Origin of the sequence: Xenorhabdus yunnanensis, from assembly GCF_028598805.1 — a bacterium.
In the GTDB taxonomy this organism is placed as follows: domain Bacteria; phylum Pseudomonadota; class Gammaproteobacteria; order Enterobacterales; family Enterobacteriaceae; genus Xenorhabdus; species Xenorhabdus yunnanensis.
This window is the reverse complement of sequence record NZ_JAQRFI010000355.1, coordinates 1-223: the sequence shown is the minus strand read 5'-3', so window position 1 is coordinate 223 and position 223 is coordinate 1. Positions and strand designations below refer to the sequence as shown.

Annotated in this window: 1 pseudogene; it reads right to left on the bottom strand. The window is 46.6% G+C overall.

Annotated elements, in window-relative coordinates:
- Nucleotides 1-223, bottom strand: a pseudogene (locus PSI23_RS22580) (hypothetical protein); the annotation flags it as partial.

Genomic DNA, 223 nt, shown 5'->3' with positions numbered 1-223 from the left:
AAACAAATTCTGTACAGAATCCTTTGCCTGATCAGCTTCTGTACCAATTTGCACTAATGCACCGGTCAACTTAGAGGCGTCTTCAACAGGCATAGCGGTATTTTTGGATAGTGTATCCAGATTATAGGCCTCTTTCCCCATATCCCTGAGCGTCTTATATCCGGCTGCCATCCCGCCAACAACGCCCCCGATACCACCAAACAGCCCCATTTTTGATGTTAGT